Origin of the sequence: Leucobacter aridicollis (assembly GCF_024399335.1) — a bacterium.
In the GTDB taxonomy this organism is placed as follows: domain Bacteria; phylum Actinomycetota; class Actinomycetes; order Actinomycetales; family Microbacteriaceae; genus Leucobacter; species Leucobacter aridicollis_A.
On the sequence record NZ_CP075339.1, the window covers coordinates 2,900,373 to 2,922,404 of the forward strand.

Annotated in this window: 21 protein-coding genes and 1 tRNA gene; 12 read left to right on the forward strand and 10 right to left on the reverse strand. The window is 64.2% G+C overall.

Annotated features, from left to right (window positions below; genetic code table 11):
- Positions 1-22 precede the first annotated feature (22 nt).
- From KI794_RS13025 to KI794_RS13035, 3 genes are all read right to left on the reverse strand, one after another.
- Complete coding sequence (locus KI794_RS13025; RefSeq protein WP_370647818.1) at positions 23-1,267, reverse strand: globin domain-containing protein; 1,245 nt, start codon at positions 1,265-1,267, stop codon at positions 23-25.
- A gap of 75 nt (positions 1,268-1,342) precedes the next feature.
- On the reverse strand, positions 1,343-1,555 hold the full coding sequence (locus KI794_RS13030) for an HPP family protein (protein ID WP_119284913.1): 213 nt from the start codon (positions 1,553-1,555) through the stop codon (positions 1,343-1,345).
- Positions 1,552-3,132, reverse strand: coding sequence for an EamA family transporter (locus tag KI794_RS13035; protein WP_255808350.1), 1,581 nt, complete (start codon positions 3,130-3,132; stop codon positions 1,552-1,554). Before KI794_RS13035 ends, KI794_RS13030 begins: the two co-directional genes overlap by 4 nt.
- Positions 3,133-3,174: 42 nt before the next feature.
- Here KI794_RS13035 and KI794_RS13040 point away from each other — a divergent pair, with 42 nt between their 5' ends.
- The gene (locus tag KI794_RS13040; protein WP_255808351.1) at positions 3,175-3,714 is read left to right on the forward strand and encodes a hypothetical protein; all 540 of its coding nucleotides are present in this window, start codon (positions 3,175-3,177) and stop codon (positions 3,712-3,714) included.
- Between the two features lie 228 nt (positions 3,715-3,942).
- Here KI794_RS13040 and KI794_RS13045 read toward each other — a convergent pair whose 3' ends face one another.
- From KI794_RS13045 to KI794_RS13065, 5 genes are all read right to left on the reverse strand, one after another.
- A complete protein-coding gene (locus KI794_RS13045) occupies positions 3,943-4,344 on the reverse strand; it encodes a DUF4259 domain-containing protein (RefSeq protein ID WP_162921365.1) in 402 nt (133 codons plus the stop codon).
- Positions 4,345-4,446: 102 nt separating this feature from the next.
- Complete coding sequence (locus KI794_RS13050) at positions 4,447-5,559, reverse strand: asparaginase (RefSeq protein WP_255808352.1); 1,113 nt, start codon at positions 5,557-5,559, stop codon at positions 4,447-4,449.
- Entirely contained in the window at positions 5,556-6,926 is a 1,371-nt protein-coding gene (locus KI794_RS13055) for an MmgE/PrpD family protein (RefSeq protein WP_162921366.1), read from the reverse strand. The genes KI794_RS13050 and KI794_RS13055 overlap by 4 nt, the downstream gene beginning before the upstream one ends.
- A complete protein-coding gene (locus KI794_RS13060) occupies positions 6,923-8,125 on the reverse strand; it encodes a M20 metallopeptidase family protein (protein ID WP_119284918.1) in 1,203 nt (400 codons plus the stop codon). The genes KI794_RS13055 and KI794_RS13060 overlap by 4 nt, the downstream gene beginning before the upstream one ends.
- Positions 8,122-9,411, reverse strand: coding sequence for an MFS transporter (locus KI794_RS13065; RefSeq protein ID WP_162921367.1), 1,290 nt, complete (start codon positions 9,409-9,411; stop codon positions 8,122-8,124). The genes KI794_RS13060 and KI794_RS13065 overlap by 4 nt, the downstream gene beginning before the upstream one ends.
- Before the next feature lie 114 nt (positions 9,412-9,525).
- On the opposite strand from KI794_RS13065, the gene KI794_RS13070 reads away from it, so the two are divergent.
- Positions 9,526-10,551, forward strand: a complete 1,026-nt coding sequence (locus KI794_RS13070) for an Lrp/AsnC family transcriptional regulator (RefSeq protein ID WP_119284920.1) — start codon at positions 9,526-9,528, stop codon at positions 10,549-10,551.
- Between the two features lie 97 nt (positions 10,552-10,648).
- Here KI794_RS13070 and KI794_RS13075 read toward each other — a convergent pair whose 3' ends face one another.
- Entirely contained in the window at positions 10,649-12,331 is a 1,683-nt protein-coding gene (locus tag KI794_RS13075) for a hypothetical protein (RefSeq protein WP_162921368.1), read from the reverse strand.
- Positions 12,332-12,417: 86 nt separating this feature from the next.
- On the opposite strand from KI794_RS13075, the gene KI794_RS13080 reads away from it, so the two are divergent.
- The 10 genes from KI794_RS13080 (at position 12,418) to KI794_RS13125 (ending at position 21,322) form a co-directional block, all read left to right on the forward strand.
- On the forward strand, positions 12,418-12,987 hold the full coding sequence (locus KI794_RS13080) for a helix-turn-helix domain-containing protein (protein ID WP_255808353.1): 570 nt from the start codon (positions 12,418-12,420) through the stop codon (positions 12,985-12,987).
- Between the two features lie 129 nt (positions 12,988-13,116).
- Positions 13,117-13,908, forward strand: coding sequence for an ATP-binding cassette domain-containing protein (locus KI794_RS13085; RefSeq protein ID WP_119284924.1), 792 nt, complete (start codon positions 13,117-13,119; stop codon positions 13,906-13,908).
- Positions 13,905-14,984 (forward strand): ABC transporter permease, encoded by a 1,080-nt coding sequence (locus KI794_RS13090; protein ID WP_119284925.1) that lies wholly within the window; start codon positions 13,905-13,907, stop codon positions 14,982-14,984. The genes KI794_RS13085 and KI794_RS13090 overlap by 4 nt, the downstream gene beginning before the upstream one ends.
- 117 nt (positions 14,985-15,101) lie before the next feature.
- Complete coding sequence (locus KI794_RS13095; protein ID WP_162921370.1) at positions 15,102-16,109, forward strand: ABC transporter substrate-binding protein; 1,008 nt, start codon at positions 15,102-15,104, stop codon at positions 16,107-16,109.
- A gap of 70 nt (positions 16,110-16,179) precedes the next feature.
- Positions 16,180-17,220, forward strand: a complete 1,041-nt coding sequence (locus KI794_RS13100) for a Gfo/Idh/MocA family protein (RefSeq protein WP_255808354.1) — start codon at positions 16,180-16,182, stop codon at positions 17,218-17,220.
- Positions 17,220-18,047, forward strand: coding sequence for an amidohydrolase family protein (locus tag KI794_RS13105; protein ID WP_255808355.1), 828 nt, complete (start codon positions 17,220-17,222; stop codon positions 18,045-18,047). The genes KI794_RS13100 and KI794_RS13105 overlap by 1 nt, the downstream gene beginning before the upstream one ends.
- Positions 18,044-18,385 (forward strand): L-rhamnose mutarotase, encoded by a 342-nt coding sequence (locus KI794_RS13110; RefSeq protein WP_255808356.1) that lies wholly within the window; start codon positions 18,044-18,046, stop codon positions 18,383-18,385. Before KI794_RS13105 ends, KI794_RS13110 begins: the two co-directional genes overlap by 4 nt.
- Before the next feature lie 26 nt (positions 18,386-18,411).
- Positions 18,412-19,602, forward strand: coding sequence for an aminotransferase class V-fold PLP-dependent enzyme (locus tag KI794_RS13115; RefSeq protein WP_119284930.1), 1,191 nt, complete (start codon positions 18,412-18,414; stop codon positions 19,600-19,602).
- Positions 19,599-20,873 carry a M20 family metallopeptidase gene (locus KI794_RS13120; protein WP_255808357.1) on the forward strand — a complete coding sequence of 425 codons (1,275 nt, stop codon included), beginning with the start codon at positions 19,599-19,601 and terminating at the stop codon, positions 20,871-20,873. The genes KI794_RS13115 and KI794_RS13120 overlap by 4 nt, the downstream gene beginning before the upstream one ends.
- A 65-nt stretch (positions 20,874-20,938) precedes the next feature.
- Positions 20,939-21,322, forward strand: a complete 384-nt coding sequence (locus KI794_RS13125; RefSeq protein ID WP_119284932.1) for a RidA family protein — start codon at positions 20,939-20,941, stop codon at positions 21,320-21,322.
- Positions 21,323-21,900: 578 nt separating this feature from the next.
- Here KI794_RS13125 and KI794_RS13130 read toward each other — a convergent pair.
- A tRNA-Arg gene (locus KI794_RS13130) sits at positions 21,901-21,973 on the reverse strand.
- Between the last annotated feature and the right edge of the window lie 59 nt (positions 21,974-22,032).

Below are 22,032 nucleotides of genomic sequence, written 5' to 3' on the forward strand. Positions count from 1 at the left end.
TCCCTGCCACTCCGTCGGAGCGTCAGGAGGGGTTCTGCGCCCACATGTCGGGTCCAAACACCTCGTACTGGATGTTCGCAGCGGGAACGCCGCGGTCCATCAGCGTGCGCCGCGCCGACTGCATGAACGGGAGCGGCCCGCACATGAAGACGCGCGCGCCTGCCGGTATATCCTCGCCCGTCAAATCCATGTACCCGCTCTTCGCGGGCACGAGCGTCGGTGCCGACTCGGCTCCTTCCTCGTACCAGTTCTGAGCCTTGGCGTCGCTCAGGGCCAGCACTTGGCGCCGCAGACTCGTGTAGAGCGCATGGGTGTCATGGGAACGGTCTGCGTGGAACAGCCGCACCTGTCGTTCCGGCTGTCGCCGAGAGACATCCTCGAGGATCGCCGCAACGGGAGTGATCCCGATCCCTGCCGACACGAGCACAAGCGGCGAGTCTGCAGTGTCGAGCACCACGTCTCCGGCAGGCTGCGACACGTCGAGAAGTGCGCCAGGCACGGCATGCTCGTGGAGCCAGCCTGAGACCCGCCCGTCAGGGGTTCCGCCCTCGCCGCGCACTCGCTTGATCGTGACACGCAACGAGTCACCGCGCGGCCCCGACGAGATCGTGTACTGGCGTGGCTGCCGGTCGCCGTCAGGCAGATCAACGGCAATAGCCACGTACTGCCCCGTGCGGTACTCGGGAACATCTCCAGTCACAGGCGCGAGAAGCAGCGAGAACACGTCTGCGCTCTCGTCGAACCGTTCCACGACTCGGTACTGACGCCAGGGCTCCTCGGGGTCAGTACCGCCGAGGGCGTAGAGCTTCGCCTCCTCCGCGATGAGCGCGGTCGCGAACAGCCAATACACCTCGTCCCACGCAGCGGCCACCTCCGGTGTCACTGCGTCGCCGAGCACCGTGCCGACCGCCGACAACAGGTGGTGCCCGACGATCGTGTACTCGCGGGCTTTGATCCCAAGCGAGACATGCTTGTGGGCGATCCGCTGCATGACGGGGGTGAAGTCCGGCGCGTCAGGATCGATCAGCTGCACCGCAAACGCAACGACCGATGCGGCGAGCGCTTTAGGTTGCTCTCCGATCGCCTGATTTGCGGCGTTGAACACGTTCTTCAGTTCGGGATGCGCCGCGAACATCGCCGGATAGAACGTGCGGGTGATCTCATCCGCGTGCGCGGCGACGACCGCCGCTGTCGCTGCGACCGTAGCTTCCGAAGTGGGGGACAATTTCATCGACACTGCTGCCTCCTGGTTACGTGGAATATCCACTCACCAGATCCTCCCGCCGTACGCGTTTTCGCGCTCCGGGTTTCGCCGTGATTATTCACGGCTGGGGGCGGCAGCTTAGTTTGCGGGAGGCTTCATGATTGCCCCGGTCGCGAGCCCGACAGCGAGGCCCGCTGGCAGCCACAGCCAAAACTGGGTGAAGAATCCAAGCACGAGACCCATGACCGCGCCGACAGCGAGGCCGAGGAAGATCTGCTTGCGACGCTGCTCTGGCGTCGGCTCCTCCCCTTTGCCCTTCGGTCGGTTGCCTGGGCGCGATGACTTACTCATGCGCCCAGCCTACGCGCGCTCTCGCGGTCAAGTCTGTCCATCTCCTGCAACTGCGCGACAGTCTCGGGCGACGCGCCGCGAGAGCGGGCGACCTCGACGAGGGCGCCCATTGCCCGCGCGATCTTCGCGGAGCTCAGTGAGGGGGTTGCGCCGGCTGCCTCGAGCACCTGTCCGGTAGCGTCAAGCCAACGCTCGTCCGCGCCGGGCAGCAATTCGGCCTCCCACTCGCGCCAGGCACGCTTGACTGGCTCGGCGCCTCGGAGTTCTGTCGCCAGCACTCTGTCGTCGGCGAGCTCAACGACCTCCACACCCGCTCCGTCAGTGAGTCGCAGCGTGCGTCGTTCGGTCCGCAGCTCCGCAATCGGTCGCACTTGCTCGGCGACGTCGCCGATTCGCTCGACGAGCTCGGCTTTGAGCCCCGCCGGAAGTGTCTCGGCGAGCGGCCAGTGCAGCTCCCGCGTCCCACCCGACGTCTTCGCTTTCAGGTGCCACCCTTCGTCGCTGCCGCCCTCACGCACGCGCATCGCCAGTCCTTTGGAGGCGAGCGCCCCGTCATCGGTGTCGAAGTAGCGTGCGTGCATCTCATGTACTTCGGCAGTTCCGACCCCGAGACCCGCAGCAGCGAACGCTGTCTCCCCCGGCACCTCCGTCGCCGCGGGTACCTCGTACTTGCGCTCGATCTCAAGGGACTCGGTTGCGGCAACCGCCGCAACCTCTTCGTCCGTCGCCCGGCGCTGGCCAGCAGACCAGACGATGCCGGCGCCGGCCAACACGATCAGCAGGATTCCCACGAGAGCCGTCGGCGTGAGCACGTCGCCGAGGAACAGCACTCCGACGAGCGTGCCCATTACCGGGTCGAACGCGAAGAACACGCCGAGGATTCGCGCAGAGGTCAGACGTCCAGCAATGGTGTCGACCGAGAACGCGAGCGCGGTCCCAACGAGCGCCGACAGCGCGAGCAGGCCCCACTGCGCAGGCTGAACCTGCGCGACAATCGGCATCGAGAACGGCAGGGTCAGGATCGCAGCGACCAAGATCGATAGCGCGACCGACTGGAGGCCGCCGTCCGACTTTCCGATGCGCGGCGCGAGCATCGTGTACCCGGCGAAGCTCACGCCCGCGAGCGCGCCCCATAAGAGGCCCACAGTGTCGAATGGGCCACCGAACCCGGCGAGCAGCACGACGCCGGCGAACGCAGCGATGGCGAGCAGCCCCTCGCGAAGCCGCCGGGATGCAAGAAACGCGACCATGCACGGCCCGAGGAAGTCAAGCGTCGTCGCGACGCCGAGCGGGATGCGCTCGATCGCCTGGTAGAGGAACATGTTCATCGCCGCCATCGCGACGCCATACAGCACGATGCCGAGCCATTCCTCGCGCGTGCGACCCCGCAAGCTCGGCCTAAAGATTGCCAGCATGATGGCTGCAGCAAGCAGCATCCGCAGCCCGCTCGTACCGGCGGCCCCGAGGTCGGTAAACAGGGACAGCGAGATGGCGGCGCCGATCTGCATACCGATCGACCCCGCGAGCACGAGGAACATGGCACGAATCGTCGCTGACCTGTTGGGCTGTGTGTGCATCCTCCCAAGCCTAAACCCAGCAAGGTGCCTACACTTAGCTTCGTGAGTGAGCTCGTCGAAACAGTGGTGCAGGCCGTCCGCGAGGCAGGCGCGAAACTGCGCGATTCAGGGGTGGCGCCGGAGGCGCTCGCGGTCTTCGTCCCGGAGCGACGAAAACTTCTCATCCGGCGAAAGCCGACGATGCTGCCGCTCGGGCACGTCTGGCGGCTCGGAACGTTGATGATCGGTGCCGACGAGGGCGCCCCTCCAGCGCTCTATGTCGTCGGCAAGGCGACGCGATCGGCTCCGAGACTGCATCCTGGCAACCAGTCGATATCGCGCGAGGAGCGCCGAGATGTCGCGGCGGCAGCGCTGAACGGCGGGTACGCCGAGGGCACCCCTGTGAACTACGACGCTGTACAGATCAATCTCGCAGAGACGGCCCTGACCGCACTTGCACCGGAGCTCCCGCTCGGCCTCGTCGACGGCCAGCTTCGGGTGCGGTGGCGTGCAGGCGCTCCGCTCGACGGCGCGCAGACGTTTGAGGCGTACCTGAGGGAGCGCTCAGACCTGCTCGCCAATCCTCCGCAGGGCGCGAGCTAAGCGAGCCCGAGCCGCGGCCCGGTGAGCCCCTGGGATCTGCTGCCGATTCACCGGTCTTTGGTCCTGCTGCCACGCAAAGACCCTGGGATCTGCTGCCGATTCACGAGTTCTTGGTCCTGGTGCCACGCAAAGACCTTGGGATCTGCAGTACATCTGCCGGGAGCGACGAACTTTGGCAGAGATACTGCCGATCACATACAGAACGAGCGAAACTCAGCGCGACGAGGGCTACTCCTCGTCCTCCTCGTCATCATCGTCCTCCTCCTCGTCCTCCTCGTCGTCCTCACCAGCAAGCCTGGCTTCGAGTGCGGCAATCTCGGCCTGAACGGCCTCCAAAACGCCGGGTTCGTCTTCCCATAGCTCGAGAAACTCAGAGTCGGGCTCGGCCATCTCGGTGAGCAGTTCGATGGCGCGTTCGAGGTGATTGTCCAGCCGCTCAAGGTCGCCTGGCCACACCGTGCTGTGCCCAAGCACGGTGAGCAGATAGCCGGCAGCGCGAATCCGGTCGAAGTCATCGTCGTATTTCAGCGCCTGGTCAATATGGGCGTCGATATCGATGCCCTGAAACACCTCAGCAAACCAATCTGCTGCGCCGTCGTTGTGCCACGGTGCGCTTCCCCAAGCTCCCATAGGTTCCACCCTTCCTTCCCCCGGATTCTCCGAGTGTCGCACCATTCTGGCGCATTGGGTGCGCCTGCCGCGACAGCCAGGCGGTGAACTCTCCGCGAAACTTCAAGGACTACTGGGGAGCGCAGCACCCGCACCCGCTGAGGACTCCCCTCGCCCGCGAGGCTCGGCTGGCTTCGCGAGCCGGTGTATCGTCTCAACGATACCCGGCTGCGACTTCCCACCGATCAGCGCAAGGATTAGCAGCAGCCGCGCCTTCGTGGGAGCGAGGTCGCCGATCGCGATCTCCCAGCCCAGCTTCGCGACGGCGCTCCCCGCTCCGGTTCGCGAGACGCATACGACAGGAAGCCCGTTACGAGCGGCCTCACCCGCTGCACCCGCCAGGTCGTTCGAAATCGCTCCGAATCCCATGCCGGCGATGACAAGCCCACGCACGCCGGCGTCAACATAAGCGGCAACGGCCTCGCCGCCTCCACCCGGATACGAGACGAGGATCTCGACCCTCGGAAGTTCTTCCCCATCAGCACGGTGCGTCAGATCAACAAGCGGCTCTGCTGGGTTCCCGGGCGGGCGGACGACGTGGCGGTGCAGCACCACGGAACCGCCGAAGACGTATCCGATGGGGCCTGCGGAGGGGCTCTCGAACGGATCGGGAAGGGTCGAGTGACGTTTCACCACGTCGCGTGCGGCATGCAGCAGGTCGCCGAACACGACGACAACTCCCTGTCCGGCAGTCACACCGCTCGCGGCGACCCTGACCGCGGAAAGCAGGTTCGCTGGACCGTCTGTCCCGTGCACGAGGCGAGTCGGCGGCGTTGGTCGTTCAGGATCGCGAACTGCAAACGGCCGCATCGACCCCGTGACGATGACGGGGCGGTCCGCGGGGACAGTGAGGTCGAGCCAGTACGCGATCTCCTCGAGCGCGTCACTTCCGCTCGTCACCACGACGGCGTCGGCAGTCGCGAGGGCGTCGTTGACGGCTTCCGAAACTCGAACAAGGTCTGCGACGCTGAGCGCGCTCGATCCGCTCGCGAGCACCTGCTCGCCGTCGAGCTCGGCAACGCTCAGCAGCTCCGGGCGAAGGTACTCGAGCAACTCATCGACATGGAAGCCGGGGGCGCCATAGTTGATGAAGTCGTCTGGCGCGAGTGTGGAACTCGCAATGGTCCCACCGAGCCCGACGACAGCCACGTGCGGCAGCTTGGTTTCACGCGTCATCCGTTCGCCTCGTCTTTCGTTTCGTTTGCTGCAAGCAGCACCCGGTCAATTGCATCGATGTTAGGCGACTCCGCAAGCCGCAGAATCGCGTCGTAGTGCGAGTCGTCGAGTCCCGTCAGCGCGGAGAACTTACGACGTTTCTCCCATGGCGCGAACGGCTCGCTCACCGCCCCTCGGGCTACCTCGCGCTGGCGGTCGAGCTTTCGCCCGTCCGCAAGCGTCACCTCCACCCGGTGTGGGGTTCGACCCTGGTCGAGCATGATGCGCTCGGCCTCCTCCGACCATGTCCGAACCGAAATTTTGTCGAGCAGTGGATGGCTACGCCGCTCGCGCACCACCTCCTGTTCGAAGTCTGTCATCGAGACCGTGCCGCCCTCGAGCGCCGCGGTCAGGGCGTACTGCATTGAAAACTTCGCCTGAGTCGGGTTCTCGGGGTGTGTGTACGGCAAGTTTGCGGCGTTGGGGCGCAGCACCGTCACGACGATCTCAGCGACGTCTGCGGCAGCGAAGCTGTGCTCGCGGATCAGGTCGAGCACCGCGTCAATCGCCAGGTGGGTTGATCCACAGCACGGATAGAGTTTCGGAAATAGGCCAGGCTGCTCGATCGCGTGCACCGCAGACGTGTCAACGGGCTCCGTCGGCCAGTCAGCCAGCGGCGCCCCGTACAGGGCGGCGAACCCGCGCTCCCCCTCTAGGATGTCTGAGCGACCGGCTACCCCCGCCTCCGCGAAGAGTGCCGCCTCAACCGAGCTGCGCGCGGCGAAGCCTGCGTGAACAGGCTTCACTGGCGTACCGAACTGCAGTTTCAGACCGCTCGCCGTACTTACCGCGACACTCATCGCCGCGGCGGTCCGGCGGGCGTCGAGCTCGAGCAGATGCGCGACGGCTGCGGCTCCCCCGATCGGCCCGATTGTGGACGTCGCGTGCCACCCAGCGGTGTAGTGCTTCGCGGCGAGTTCACGCCCGATCTCGCGCTGCACCTGCAGACCAACGAGGTAGGCGTCAAGGAGCCCCGCACCGTCTGCCCCCGCAATGCGTGCTGCGGCAAGCAGCGCAGGAACGAGCACGGCACTCGCGTGGGTTGCGGCCCCAATGAAGTTGTCGTCGAGGTCGAGTGCGTGCGCCGCCGTGCCGTTAATCAGTGCTGCGGCTCCCGGGGAGCGAAGCTTGCCGTCGACACACATCGCAGACTCACGCGGATCCGGTTGTGATGCGGCGGCGAGCGCGCCCCGGGTCGACACGTCAGCTGCCCCGGCGATCATGCAGGCAAGCGTGTCGGCAAACGCGTCTGTCGCCGCACTCCGTCGCGCGTCGGTGACTTCAGGGCTTGACGTGACCCACTGGGCAATGCGTCCAAGCGCGGTCACTCCTGAGCCTCCGCAGACGCTCCGTGCGTGCGCCATCCCCTGGCGAGCCAGCCCTCGGCAAGCGCCGCGAGCGCGGCGGCCTGGTCGTCGAGAACTGCGTCGTCGAACACGACGCGAGGCGAGTGGTTCGGCGCCGCCGTCGCCGGGTCGACGCCGTCTGGGGACGCCCCGAGCATGAATATCGTGCTCGGCACAAGTTCTGCCACGTACGCGAAGTCCTCGGAGCCCATGACCGGTTGTGGCAGCTCGGCGATTCGGTTGTCGCCGAGGAGCCCAGCGAGCTCCAACATGGCCCAGTCTGTCGCAGCCTTGTCGTTGACAGTCACCGGGTAGTCGACGTTCAGCACTACCTCAGCGGTCATGCCGTGTGCGCGAGCCAGCCCCTCAAGCTCCTCGACGAGATCGGATCCTACGCGCGAGAGGGTCTGCGCCGAGAAGTTCCGGACAGTCGCCGCGAGCTCAACGCTTTCGGGAATAACGTTCAGCGCCTCACCCCCGCGGATCACCGTCGGCGTGATGATCGCCGGGTCGAACGGGTCGAGCCTTCGCGCTGTGAACGACTGCATCAGGCCAACAGCCTCAGCTGCAACCGGAATCGGGTTTCGCGCGGTGTGCGGCTGGGAGCCGTGGCCTCCTCTACCGACGATCCTCACTCGCAGTTCGTTGCTCCCCGCGAGCGTGGGGCCCGAGCGGGTGAGGAACATCCCGCGCTGCCCCGGGCTCACATGTACGGCAAACGCCGCCCCCACCCGGGATCCGGCGGCGTCGAGCACGCCCTCGGAAAGCATGATCCGCGCGCCTCCGAGCCGCTCCTCACCCGGCTGAAACATGAAGACGACGTCGCCGTCGAGTTCACCGCGTCGCGCCGCAAGCTGCCGCGCCGCGCCGACAAGTCCAGCCATATGCAAGTCGTGTCCGCAGGCGTGCATTGCACCCGCCCGCTCCGACGCGTAGTCGAGCCCGCCAGGCTCCGGCACTGGCAGCGCGTCCATGTCAGCGCGGAGCAGCACCGCCCGCCCAGTCGGTCGGCCGCGAAGCACTCCAACGATTGAGCTCAGGTTCTCGGAGAACGTCAGCTCGATGCCCAGCGGGGTGAGCTCTCGCTCAATCCGCTCGCGAGTGTCTGGGAGATGCAGACCAACCTCAGGATGCCTGTGGAGGTCTCGCCTGAGTTCCTGCAGAGTTACAGCGGAGGTCACTGACGCGCCTCCTCACCGACGAGCTTGGTTCGCTGCGCGAACGCGTCAACCGACTGGGGCGCGAGGATCGCCATCACGATGGCGAGCACCGCACCAACGCCGAGGAAGAGGAATGCCGACGTGTAGCCGTAACTGTCGAGCAGGATACCCATCGCGAGGGGAGCGACAATTCCAGCGAGCTGCCCGCCGAAGTTCACTATCGAAAATGCGCTGCCCGAGAGCTGCGTTGAGAGGGCTTTGAGCGGCACCGAGACGACGGGCACGTTGCAGAGGCCACACCCGAATATCGCGATGCATTCGAAGATGATAAACATCGTGAGCGACTCAGATGTCGCCATGAGGATGATCGCGACGAGGCTCACTGCCATCGCTGGGGCGACGATCTTCGCGCTCGCGCCACCGAGTTTGTCAGTGAGCCGACCACCAACGTAGATGCCGATCGCGATGCACAGCGCGGGCAGCGCGAGCAGCAGACTCGAACCGCCGACCTCGATGCCACGCACCTGTTGGAGGTACGAGGGCATCCACGTGACGACGCCCCACGTAATCAGGTTGCTGCCGAAGAACATGGCGGCGAAGATCATCATCGTCGGGTTGCGCACGAGCGCGCGCACCTGGCGCCACTGTTCTGCGCGTGCCGCGGCGCTTTCGGCTGACGGCTTCGGCACGTCGATCTTGAGCTTCGGAAGCAGGAACAGCATGAAGAAGCTGAGCACGCCAAGCCCCGCCATCGCGATGAACGTTCCTCGCCACCCAAGCAGCACGACAACGGGCGGGATCACTAGGTAGCCAACGAGCGAGCCGATACCGTTGGATGCCGAGACGATTCCCTGCGCAGTCATTCGTTGGCCTGGCGTCGTGCGCTCGGCCAGGATCTTTGCCGCTGCGCTTGGGAACGGCGCCTGCGCGGCGCCGAACAGCACACGGATTGTGAACAGCACGCCGAAGCTGCTGACGAGACCGGACAGCGCGGTAAACGCCGACCACGTGAGCATCGCGATACCCGCGATCGGTCGGCCCCCGAAGCGATCGGTGAGCATGCCTCCCGGCACCTGCGCGAAAGCGTAGGCAAAGAAGAACCCGGAAGCGAGAAGGCCGAGCTGCGTGTTATTCAGCTCGAGGTCCGCTCCGATGAGTGGCAGCACAATGGTGATGACAAGGCGGTCGATGTAGTCAACGATCCAGGCGGCGAAGAGGATCGCGACCGTGAATTTCACGGAGCGCGGCAGCGGTGCACGCTTCTCCTTCACCGCCGCTGTTGTGCGTTCAGCTGTGTCCCCTGACATGTTTTCTCCTTCGAAAATGTTGCGGTTCCCGCACGAGGGTGATGAGCAGAACACAGCATAGAAACCGCTCGACGACATGGCGCGCATCGCAGGATTTATGCATATTATGGTGCAATGACGCCAGAAAACTCCCTTGACGATCTGGATCTGCGTCTTATTCACGCCGTCAAACTCGCGCCGCGCGCAGCCTGGAGTGCGCTGGCACCGGTTATCGGGGTCGACGCTGCAACGCTCGCGCGGCGCTGGGCGAAGCTCACCGAGCGTGGCCAGGTCTACGTGACGGGCTACGGTACCCTCGGCACGCCGTTCACGGTCGCCGTGGCTGAGGTGCAGTGCACACCAGGGCGCGCGCACGAAGTCGCGCGCCAACTCGCGCAGGATCGTGAGGCGCTCACGATCAACCTCACCGCTGGCGCTCGCGACATTCTCGTGACAGTGGCAGTACCGGACCTCGAGGCTCTCTCGACATACGTACTGCGCGACATGGGCGGGCTCGGCGACGCGACCTCTGTACGCACGACGGTGGTGACCTCAATGATGACCGACGCGCGCCCATGGACCCCGCGAGCCCTCTCACCCGCAGAGCAGGCCCAGGTTGCCGCGTTGCAGCCCGCGCCCCCGACGAACGCGAGGCGCCAACCGCTCGACGTGGAGCGCGCTGTCATCGCGGAGCTGAACCACGACGGCAGGGCGGCGGTCGCGTCGATCGCGCGGCGCACCGGGCTCAGCCAAAAGCGGGTTCATGACGCAATCGCAGGGCTGCACAGTGCCGGCCTGCTGTCTGTCAGAGTTGACGTCGCTCGCACTCTGACGGCCTGGCCGCACTACGTCTGGTATTCCTTCCGCGTCCCGGCGGAGCGCGCTAGTGCGATCGCAGAAGCACTCACCAAGGTCGAGGAGGTACGCTCCGTGCTCCTCACGCTCGGAGAGAGCAACATCATGATCTCTGCATGGTTGCGCACTCTTGCCGATTCCCAGCGGTTCGAAGTGATGGTGTCGACCCGAATCCCGGATCTTGTCGTGCTCGACCGCTCACTCGTCATCGGGTCCGTGAAACACTACGGCCATATTCTCACCGGCACGGGCTTTGCGACGGGAGAGACGATCGCCCACCGCCTTCCTGAGCCGCTGGAAACTTGAGAAGCTGAACGGAGCGCTTGAGTTGGGCGCGGTGCAATGGGCCCGGTACGGCGTTTGGTCGCCGGCCGGGCCCATACTGGCGCCCATTACACCGCGTCTACTGCCCCATGTACAGGCGCTGGCTCGCCCTGTCAGCGAGCCAGGTCCACCGACGAATGGCCTCGCCGGCGACACCGCGCGCCGCGTCGAGCGCCTCGTCGCGAATCAACCGCAGCCGTTCCACAGGAAGCACCTGGTTTGCATCTAGCTCAGTCATCCTCGACACAAACGTCTCGGCCTCGGCTTCGCCGCCAAGGCGAGGGGCCACGTCTCCCCTCATAAAGTCTGCCCACGTGAGGGTTGGGTCAAACCCAAACCGCCCGAAGGCGAGATAGCTCAGCTCGGCTGACACATGGTAGGGCGAGGGCTCACCCCAGACTGTGAGCCCCTGCATACCAACCTCGGCTGACTTCTTGGCGAGGTCTGCAAACACCGGAGCGTTAAACGCGTATCGCTCGGTGCGCTCATCACCGTTCCACTGGCAGGCGAACTGGCTGCGGATCACATTCTGCTGGGTTGGTAGGTCGCGCACATGCTGCTCAGTGAGCTCGCCCCGCGCTCGTTCCCAATAGGCACGGTTAAATGTGTGCTGGTAGATCCCACCATCAGGCAAGGTCTCGAGTGGTGCATGCGCGGCAGGGTCGAGCAGATTGTCCCACTGCAGCTCGCAGTACAACCAGAGATCGTCACCTCGCGAGCGAGCCGCATCAAACAGCTTTGGGAAATTGTCGGCCATATCCGCGTGCGACCAGAACTCAGCGTCGTTGTCGCGGCGGCTCGCCGCTTCACGTTCGCCCCGTCGGCTGACACACCGCGGGCAGCCGCAGACGCCGTAGTCGCCGCCCTCAATATTGATCCCCCCGGGCTCGACGGCCTCAACGAGCCATTCAAGCGCGTCAGCCATCCATTGGATGTTCGCTGGCTCAGACGGACAAGCGGTCCGGGTGTAGTCGCTCTGCGGAAAGTTCAGTGGGAAACTGAGGTCAGCTAGCTGGAACCCCACTCCTCGTTCCATATCCGCTGCCATCCCGGGGTTGTCTCGCAGATACGTCGCGAGGTTGTAGCGATGGTCACCCTCCCAATACACGCCGCCGTATGCCCCGATGGCGACTCCTGGCAGGATCCGCACCCCACGCTCACGCGCGTAGCGGGTCAGCTCCTTGGCCGCGTCAACTCCCCCATGCGAGTCACGGAAGAACCCGTAGATCACAATCGCGGCGATCTGGTGGCGACTGCAGAAGTCAACCATTCTCTTGTAGTCCTGCAAGAAGCCCCCCGGGGGCTTACCGTATGGGTTGAACACGCCGATTTCCTGGTGCCCCACCTGGCTGAGCTCCCAGTTCGTCGAGTGGTCCCACGTCCAGAACGTACGGTAAGCGAGCTTGGGCGTGCGCTCAACAACGACCGCGGGCACGCTGATCCCTGTGGGCTCGACCGTGGCGATGCGCTGCACGAGTTCCTCGACGCCATAGATCACACCTGAGTACGGGCCGCCCGTCACTCGAATGACTGGCGCGCTGCCCGCATGTTCAACGTCAACGCGCAGCGACCCTTCAGGCATATCGGCACGCTCCGACAGCACCACGAGAGGCATCGTGTCTGGGACGGCGGCAAGTTCGGGCGCCTGGTGCCAGTCAAGGTCAGGCCATTCTTCGGCCAGACGTCGCGCCGCGTGTGGGTGTACATCACCCCCGTGAACTGCGATTCTTCCGCTCAGCGTGGCAAGACGGTGCTGTGACATCGTTCAACTTCTCCTCGTACTGTGTGTGCGTCATTGCGTCGATCGGTAGAGCGAACGATTGATGGTTATGTACCATAATGCACATTATGAAAGAAAGCCAGCAGTCATCCCCCCTCGCCGCAAACCTCCGAAAGTGGCGGGAGCGACGCGGGATGAGCGCATCCGCACTCGCGCGCGAAGCGGGCATCTCGAAGTCAACAATCTCGGAGCTCGAGCGGGGAAACGGCAACCCGTCACTAGACACCCTCTGGTCAATCGCCAAAACCCTCAATGTTTCCCTCGGCAGCCTCCTCGCCGACCCCGGCTCCATTGGCGACTCCGAGATTCGTCGCCTAGCAGACGCCCCCGTCATCGCTCGTGATGGCGACGACTTCGTTGCACAGCTGATGTCTGGCTGGCACGGCGATGGTGAGGTTGAGTTATCTGTCGTCTCGCTCGCACCGAACGCCCTCCGCAGCTCACGCGGCAACGCCGCCGGGGTGATCGAGCGGGTGCTCTGCGCAAACGGTCTCGTGGAAGTCGGGCCAGACGGAGCGGGCCACCTTCTCGAGCCGGGCGACATGCTCACATTCAGGGCAGACCAGCCCCACTTCTACCGCGCCAGAGAGGCTGGCGGTCAGCTATTTGTTGTCCAGCAGTACCCCGCCGGGAACTAACCAAACAGCACGTTTGGAAACTTTCTAGAAGGGCTTGCGCAGCTAAAGGGCGTCCAATATAGTGATGATCGTTCGGTAGAGCGAACGATTGAACTCTCACTAAACTTCCTGTTGTCATTGGAGACACAAATGGATGCGGAACCCACCCCAACGACGAGGCAGCCGCAGGCGCCCGTCATCGAAACCCGCGGGATCACGAAAAGCTTCGGCCACGTCCGAGCGCTTCAGGGAGCCTCGCTACAGGCCTATGCAGGAGAAGTCCTCGCGCTCATCGGCGACAACGGAGCTGGCAAGTCCACGCTCTCGAACGTCATTGCCGGAGTGCATGCTCCCGACGAAGGCGAGATCATCCTCAACGGAAAAGAGATCTCAGTCACGTCGGTCCGTGGGGCACGCGAGGTAGGAATCGAGATCGTGTATCAAGATCTCGCACAGGCACCCGACCTCACCGTCGTTCAGAACTTCTTCTTTGGCCGCGAACTCCTGAAACCAGGCCTCGGCCGCCTCATTGGCCACGTCGATGAGGCAGCGATGCGCGATCGCACCAAAGTGGCAATGAGCCTCCTCGGAGCACGTGTACCCTCGTTGACTGCGCCCGTGAGCGCACTCTCCGGTGGACAGCGTCAGGCCATCGCCGTCGCCCGTGCAGTCATGTGGGCCAAAGCAGCAATCCTCATGGACGAGCCGACAGCCGCACTCGGCCCGAAGCAAACGGCAATGGTCTATGACGCGGTGCGCGCAGCCGCAGACCGCGACCTCGCGGTCATTCTCGTGTCGCACGACATCCCGAAGATGCTCGAGTTCGCCGACAGGATCGCCATTATGCGGCACGGCCGCGTCGTCGCGCAGATGCCGACCGCGGGCCTCGAACTCGTCGACGTTCTCACAACCATGCTGTCAGCCAAGGAGGAAGCCGCGTGAACCAGTCAACTGCCGTGCGCACACCGAGCACTGAATCGGTCACCACGCCCCCAACGTTCGACAGCAGCGAACCAAGCGCGGCACGACGCCTCTTCACCTCGACAGCCTTCCTCATCGCGGTCGTTGTCGTCGCGCTGATCCTGCTCTTCGGGGTTCTCTCACCCAACGGCGTCTTTCTCGGCCCCGCGAACTTCCGAAACCTCGCCCTCGACTCCGCTCAGCTGATCCTCCTTGCCGTCGGCATGACCTTCCTCGTGGGAGCGGGCGAGCTCGACCTTTCGATCGGCGCGAACGTCATCCTCTCCTCGGTAGTCGCAGCGAAAGTCATCACCTGGCTTGGGGGTTCCCCCGAGGCAGTGCTGGCCGGTGAATACACGAACGCCCTCTTCGCGATTCTCGCGGGCGTCGCGGCAGCGATCGGCACAGGCCTACTCTTCGGCTTCATCAACGCGCTGCTCGTGAACGTACTTCGCGTGAACTCGTTCATCGTGACTCTCGCCATGATGAGCGTCGGAAGTGGCCTGGCGTACATCGTCACGAATGGCGTCAACGTGAGCTCCTTGCCCCGCGAAATGCAGAAGGGTTTCGGGTCCGCAGACTTTTTCGGCATCATCCCCATCCCCGCATTGCTCGCGCTCCTCATCGGCGCGCTCGCATGGTACACAATGACCAAACTGCGCTTCGGCACTCACACGCTGGGGATGGGCTCGTCGCTTCGCGCGGCTGAACGGGCGGGAGTGAACGTGCGCCGCCAGCGCATCAAACTGTTCCTCATTATGGGCGGAATCTGTGGCCTTGTCGGCTTCATCGATATCGCAAGATTTCTCACCACCAACATTCAGGGCCACCAGGGCGATGCCCTCGCCGCCATTGCCGCGGTCGTTATCGGCGGCACGAGCCTGTTCGGTGGCCGCGCCTCCGTACCAGGTTCCATGATCGCCGCGATCATCCCTGCAGTACTGATCAACGGCCTCGTCATTCTGCGGGTCGGCTCGTTCTACCAACTCGTCGTCACCGGCGCGATCCTGCTCATCGCTGTTGGGATCGATCAGCGTCGCCGCGCACAACAGAAATAGAAACGTCCCGAGGCGCGGGGCTGGCAAGCCATCTCCCCGCTCGTTCGGCACCCCCAAAGTAGTACCCGCAGAAACCCTGCACCCTCACTCATCACACACTGATCCAATGGAGGAACCGTGTCTAGATTTACACGCCGATTCGGCACAACTGGCGCCGTTGCTGGAGCTGCGGCACTCGCTCTGATTCTGAGCTCCTGCTCCTCAACTCCCTCAGCGGGCGATGACGCCCCCGCGGGCGATGAACCGACAATCGCGTTCGTCGCCGCGCAAATGACCGCGACGTACTTCCAGGTCATGCAGTGCGGCGCAAAGGCCGCCGCAGATGAAAATGGCGTCAAGCTCGATTGGCAGGGTGACCCGAACTGGGATCTGAAGACCCAGACCCCGCTGATTAACGCGGCAGTTCAAACGAAACCAGCAGGTCTCGTACTCGTCCCGACCGATCCGGTAGGCCTGATCGAAACCGTTGAGAACATCTCCGCGGACGACATTCCCGTGCTCACAGTCGACGGCAGCCTCGACGAGCCTGTGGAATTGCAGAACATCCGCACCGATAACCTCAGCGCTGGAGCTCTCGCAGCAGATGCACTCGCAAAAGCTGTGGGCGGAAAGGGAACCGTGCTCGTCATCGCATCATTCCCTGGCGTCGCCGCAAATGCCGAGCGTGTCGACGGATTCACCGAGCGCATGGCAGCGGAATACCCAGACATCACCGTGCTGCCGACCGAGTATTCCGATGCAGACCAGAGCAAAGCCGCGCAGAAGGCCGCCGCTGCAATCGCCAATCCTGATCTGAAGGGCATCTACACGACGCTCGCGCCTGCGTCGGCCGGCGCCTCGGCGGCGATCCAGGCCGCGAACAAGACTGGCGAGGTCAAGCTTGTGGCGTACGACGCTGATCCCGCACAGGTCGCCGACCTCAAGGCGGGAGTGTACGACGCGTTGGTAGCGCAGGATCCCTACGGCCTCGGCTACGACTCGGTCGACAGGCTCGCGAAGATCGCGAAGGGCGAGCTGGATCCGTCGTCGCTTGAGTACCAGGAGTACGTCAGCGCGTTCATCATCGACCGCGACAACGCTGACACCGAAGAGGCGCAGCGCTTTATCTACAAGCCGAGCTGCTAGCTTGCCTGTCCGGCGCCGCCAGTCGGCGCCGGACAGTTCCTCCGCATACATCACGAACGGACACCTCGCAATGACGCCCACCTCACGCCCTCAGCGGGGTAACCTGATCGCCAACGAAACCCGGCAAGGCCGCATTCGCATCGCCGTCGTCGGCTCGGGCCCGTTTGGGGCGCTCCACGCGGAAACGCTCGGGCGAAACCCAGACGTCGAACTCGTCGCGATCGTCAACCACGATGGTGTTCGCGCCCGTGCGCTCGCGGACAGGCTCGGCGTCAACGCCGCATATGAGTCAGTGCAGGAGCTGCTCGATTCCGAGCCAGTGGACGGGATCACAGTCGCCACGGCAAACGCGCACCACGTCGCGCCGAGCATTGCAGCGCTCGAGGCCGGGGTGAGCGTGCTGCTTGAGAAGCCAGTTGCGCTCACCCTCGATGAGGCAGAGCGTCTGCTCGCCGCCGAGCGCGCGAGCACCGGATTCGTGTTCCCTGCCCATCTCCTCCGCTTCGCAGCTCCCTACCAAGAGCTCAGGTATCGCCTGCAAGTTGGCGACATCGGTGCGCCACGGGCGCTCTCGTTTCGACGGCACCGCGGCATCGACCACGACACGAGGTTCTCCGATACGCACCCGGCTCTCATGACAATGATCCACGACATCGATCTCGCGCTCTGGTACGACGGGTCACGCCCGGTCAGCGTGACCGCTCGAGAAGTTCGGGTTGCCGGTCGCTCACAACCGACTGCCGTGTGGGCTGAGGTGCTAACCGACGCCGGTTCACTGTGGTCGTTTCAGGTGTCGTGGTCTCTTGGCGGGCGTCAGGGCGACCCCTCACTGGCGGATGCGCTCGAGATCATCGGCGATGAGGGCGCGCTCTCCCTGAGGCTCGATCCTCGGGTCCGCTCTCATTCCGAGGCCGATGAAACGGTTGATGACGTGCTGACCCCTGCAGCGGCTCACGGAGCCATGGAACAGGAGATGCGTGACTTTGCCGACGCGGTTCGAAGAGGGTTGCCGCCCACAGTCGTAACGCTTGAAGAGGCCGTGGTCGGCATCCGTCTCGCCGAACAGATCGTCTCGTCGGCTGCGGCCCGCCAAGATAGTGGGCCGCGATAGTGCCCGGGAAACTTTCGCCACGAGCAGACGCGCATATCCACCTGTTCCAGCACGGGTTCTCTGGAACCAAGGCTGCGGGGGCGGAACTCACAACCTACATCGAACTGCGAGAACGATACGCGATCGACGAGGCACTCGTTGTCGGTTACGAAGGCGATACTCGGTTCGCAGGAAACAACGACTATGTGCTCGAGCTCGCCGCGACCCATCCATGGATTCGCCCAACTCTGTTTCTTGATCCGATGCGCCCGCCTTCGCCCGAGCAAATTGAATCAGACCGCGCACAGGGCGCCGTTGGCTACTCCATCTACCTGGGCTCCGATCCTGAACTCGCTGGTCTCATTCCAACGAAGACATGGGACGCGCTCTCGCGCGCCCGGTGCATCCTCAGCGTGAATGCGGCGCCAGAAGCGGTCGCGGGAGCCGACACACACCTGCGCGACGCGAGCGGGGCTTTCATACTGCTCAGCCATCTGGGTCTTCCTGGCAACCTCGCAGGTGCGCCCGTGCTCGAGACCCAGCGCCGCATAGCCCCGATCGTGCGACTCGCGGACGCCCCGCACGTGTCGGTCAAGCTGTCTGGTCTCTACGCCACAGATCCTGACTTCCCGCACACCGCCGCGATTCAGGCAGCCCAGGTTCTCATCGAAGCATACGGCCCCGCGCGCATGCTCTGGGGCTCAGACTATGCCCCGGGCCTCAGCGCTGTCTCCGACTCAGAACTCTTTGCCCTCCCCGACATCATTCGAGACGAACTGAGCGAGAGCGATTGCGCGCTCGTCCTCGGAGGCTCCCTCCGATCCATTCTGCAGGAGACACTCGCATGAATCGATTCTGCTACGTCTTCGAGCTGGTCCCTGGAAGCGAAGAACGCTACGACGCGGAGCATGCCGAGCTCTGGGAGGGAGTCGTCGAAGCCATGCGCGACGCGGGAGTCACCGACTTCACGTTGTTCCGACGCGGCACACTCGTTGTCGCAGTCGGCACTTGCCTTGGGTCGGTCGCAGAAACATTCGAGCGGCTCGAGCACGACCCTGTCAACGCGGCCTGGAGCGCGCACATCCGGACACTCATGCTTGACCCAACCGACGAGAGTGGAAACCTCCTTTTCGCCCCGGAAGTGTGGCGGTTGCCAGCTACCTCGCAAACCTCAATCAGCTCGTAAGATTCCCGACCGAAAGCAGGATCCACATGCACGCTCCTGGACAACAGCCCCTCATCGAGAGGGATGCCTTCGTCAATCTGGACGCAGACGCATACCTCTACACAGGGGCGCACTCCCCCGCACTACGACGCGTCGAAGAGGCAATCGTCTGTTCATACAGGGCAAAGAGCCTCGGCGAAGGCGGGCGAGACGTGCTGTACGCCGCGGAGGCTGCAACCCGCGCGAGCATTGCCAGGCTCACAGACCGCCCCGTAGAAGAGGTCGGGCTGCTTGGCGATGCCTCGAGCGCCTGGAGTGCGATCGCGAATGGCTGGCAGTGGTCGCCCGGCGACAACGTTGTCGTGAATGAATACGAGCACCCTGCCGTGTTCGCTCCCTGGCTCAGGCTCAGGGAAGCCGGGCTCGAGGTGCGAGTCGTGCCACGGCGCGCAGATTGGTCGCTCCCAGTTGAGGATCTCGTCGCTGCATGCGACGACCGCACTGTCGCGCTCTGTGTGAGTCACGTGGGGTACATTACTGGGCTGCGGTACGATCTCGAGGAGCTCGGTATGGCTGCAGAGAATGCCCGCGTGCCCCTACTTCTTGATATCTCGCATTCGCTCGGCGTCGTGCCCACTGATCTGAGCCGTGCAGCGCTCACTGTCAGCGCATCATACAAGTGGACGCTCGGCCCGTACGGCGTCGGCATCGTCTTCTGGAATCGAGACATCCTGCCAGATTTCAAGCCTGGCGCGGTCGGCTGGCGCTCACTCAGCAATATCTTCACCGAAGACAGGTTTGAGACGCTCAACTGGAATCCCGGAGCGTCGAGGTTTCAGGTCGGAGCCCCCGCGCTCGCAGAAATCGCCGGCCTCGGCGCCGCGATCGACGAGATCCTCGAACTTGGAATTGATCGCGTCGAAGCACACGCCGTAAGCCTTGCTGCGGCAGCTGCCGCCGGGCTGCGCGAACAGGGCTTCACTGTCATAACCCCCGCCGACCCAGCGGCACACGCAGGCAATGTGTCGTTTCTCTGGCCAAATGGGGAACAGCTTGCAGCCGCACTCGCAGAGCAGGGCGTCTACGTCTGGGGCGGAGACGGGCGCGTCCGCGCGTCGTTCCACGTCATGAACGACACTGGCGACGTCGAACGTTTTCTCAGTGCGGTACGAGCTGCGACTGTGCAGTCAGACCGATCCCATGGACTACCCACACCTTTGGAAGGAAGCACCCGATGACCCAGCATCCCTTGGAAGGTGCGGCATACGCCCTCACAAGCGACCAAACTGCCGCAATTGATTCGTTTCTGGCGGAGCGCGAGGATGAGCTCATCACGCTCGTCTCAGACCTCATCGCCATCGACTCGCAGATCCCACCGTACGCTGACGAGCGAGAGATCGTCGCGTTTCTCGTCTCGGTGCTTGACCGGGCAGGCCTCGCAGACGACGTCTCGATCATCGGCCCGACACCAGAACGGCCGAGCCTCATCGCTCGTGTCTCGGGGAGCGGCGGCGGTCGCTCGCTCATGCTCAACGGGCACACCGATACCAAGCCAATCGGAGAGGCCGCCGACCTCTGGCGTACGGACCCGCACACCGCGACAATCGTTGATGGGAAGCTCGTGGGCCTTGGCGCGACAGACATGAAAGCCGCTGTTGCCTGCATGATCCTCGCCGCACGAGCGGTGCTCGAGACCGGAGTCAAGCTGCGCGGCGACATCGTGTTCGGCTTTGTCGCCGACGAAGAGGCCGGCGCACAGCTCGGGTCCAAGTTCGTGGCGCCGAGGGTCGAGAACGTTGACGCTGTGCTCATCGGCGAGCCCAGCGGCTGGGAACACGACTGGCAGGGCATCCATCTTGTCTCCCGCGGGGTGTGCGGATTTCGGATCCGAGTAACGGGTACCCAGATGCATTCGAGCCTGTCCGACCGGATGCCGTCGGTGAACGCCTCTCTGAAGCTCGCTGATCTCATGCTCCGTATCGGGTCTGAGCTTGACCTCCCATTCACCCCGCACCCGCTCGGCGGTGTCGGGCCCACTCTCAATACTGGCGTCATGATTCAGGGAGGCACCTACTTCGGCGTCGTTCCAGGCCAGGCCGAGTTCGCCTGCGACCTTCGCACCGTTCCGGGGCAGACCCGCGAACAGGTTGCAGCGGGCATCGAGGCGTGGCTCGAGGCGTGCCGTGCCAAAGACCCAGACTTGCAAGTGGACTATGAGTTCGAGCCTGGTCTCGATTGGATCCCGTGGAGCGAACTCGAAGCAGATCACCCGCTGGTGTCTGCCGTGTCAGGTGCTGCGCGCGACGTGCTTGGCGAGGCGCCTCAGCTCGGGGTCTTCCCCGGCGGGACCGACGCCCCCTGGTTCTCCCAGCAGGGTATCCCGACGCTGCCATCCTTCGGCCCGGGCACACTCACCTGCGCACACGGCCCGAATGAGTTTGTCAGTGTGCAGAGCATTCACGAGGCAGCGCGCATCTACGCGCGAGTCATCGCAGAGTTTTGCGCCTAGCGCGCACGCCGTCGTCCAGAGGCGGTGACGGCACTGATCACCCACACCACAGACAAGGAAACGCAATGTCGCTCTCATTCATCAGCACCCCGAACGCCCCTGCACCCGGAGGACACTACTCGCAGGCCGCAGTGACCGACGGCCTCGTATTCACGGCAGGGCAAGTCGGGCTCGACCCAGAAACTGGAACCACGTCCACAGACTTCAGGGAAGAGACTCGTCAGGCTCTGGCAAACCTTCGGGCTGTTCTCGAAGCCGACGGCCTCGGATTCGGCGACGTCGTTCGCACGATGTGCCTGCTGACTGACATTGCCGACTTCGCGGTGTTCAATGAAGAGTACGCCGCCGCGTTCGGCAATGACCGCCCGGCTCGGAGCACGTTCGGAATTGCACTCGCCGGAGGGTTCCGGGTCGAGATCGAAGCAATCGCGGTTCGCCAGGGCGCCTAGTTCGTCATTCTCACCTTTCGAGGCCAGCCCGCAGTACCGTCTGCGGGCTGGCCTATTCGGCATGGAACGGGCTGAGTTGACCACGCGCCGAGATCAGTACAGCTGCGGTTGCCGGACCAGCCTGTGAGCCGAGGCCGCCCGGCACCAGGCTCGTCCAGTGGGCACAACCACCAGGCACAACCACCAGGCACAACCACCAGGCTCAGCCACCAGGCTCAGCCACCAGGCCCAGCCACCGCGATGGTACACGGTCCCTGCAAGTGCACACGAAACCCCGCCGTAGAAATCGTGTGCATTTGCAGGAACCGTGTACAGCGGATGGCGGCACAGAGCGCGCGACGGGGTGGTACGGGGCACGCGAGGCGCACGAAGCGAGCGGACTGCCCTCAGAGCGCGCGGGCGGCCCACAAACCCAGCAAGCGGGCCTCTAGCGCCACCGAGCCGCCGCCAGCCGCAGCCGCAGCCGCAGCCGCAGAGGATGTTCGCAGCGGCCGAGCGCGCCCCGCAGCGGCACAACCCCGGAATCGGATGAACAGCAGAGCCTGCATGCCCCACGGGGGGCATGCAGGCTCTAAAAGTGCCCTGGAGAGGAATCGAACCTCCGACACCTTCTTTAGGAGAGAAGTGCTCTATCCACTGAGCTACCAAGGCCGGCGATGCGCTACGGCACCAAGTATCGATTCTAGCGCACTGAACACGCCAGCCGACAA